Origin of the sequence: Actinomadura rugatobispora (assembly GCF_042656285.1) — a bacterium.
Classification (GTDB): Bacteria; Actinomycetota; Actinomycetes; order Streptosporangiales; family Streptosporangiaceae; genus Spirillospora; species Spirillospora rugatobispora.
In genome coordinates, this window is sequence record NZ_JBHSON010000280.1 from 1 (window position 1) to 683 (window position 683).

At 47.9% G+C, this 683-nt stretch carries 1 protein-coding gene; it reads left to right on the top strand.

Features of this window, described 5'->3' with window-relative positions:
- The coding region (locus ACFPZN_RS56340; protein ID WP_378293692.1) for a phage portal protein at positions 1 to 426 on the top strand (426 nt) is incomplete at its 5' end.
- Positions 427 to 683: the final 257 nt, after the last annotated feature.

Consider the following 683-nt stretch of genomic DNA (forward strand, 5'->3'; position numbering starts at 1 on the left):
GGATTTATCATGTACATGACCGACGCGGCGCAGAACCAGGAGGACGTGAACAACATCCGCCATGCGATGAAAAGCGCCAAAGGACCGGGCAACTTCCGCAACCTGTTTATGTACTCGCCCAACGGAAAAAAGGACGGCATCCAGATCATCCCACTGTCAGAAGTAGCGGCAAAGGATGAGTTTCTGAATATCAAAAACGTCAGCCGGGATGACATGATGGCAGCGCACCGTGTCCCCCCGCAGATGATGGGCATTATTCCCAACAATACCGGCGGTTTTGGTGACGTTGAAAAGGCCAGTCGTGTCTTTGTCCGCAACGAGCTGATACCGTTGCAAAAGCGACTGCAGGAGCTTAATGACTGGCTGGGTGAGGAAGTGATACGTTTCGAACCGTATATCTTGGATATTCAAAAAGAAAATCAATAAAACACTTAACAAATAATAATCATTATCATAGGCCGCAGAATTAGCGGCCTTATTCATTACCAATTTCTTTTTTCGGAGTTTAACCAATCAGCGCATGGATAATTTCTTGACGCCCATTCTCTTTGTAAACGAGCTACAAACAGAATATCTGTCGCATTGTGCCGGAGCTGGTTTACAGCCCGCATGCGTCAAACGCCGCGTTTGAAGAAACCGGCGTTAAGGCGAAGAAATGGCGTATCGACCTGGTGCTGTTCGTC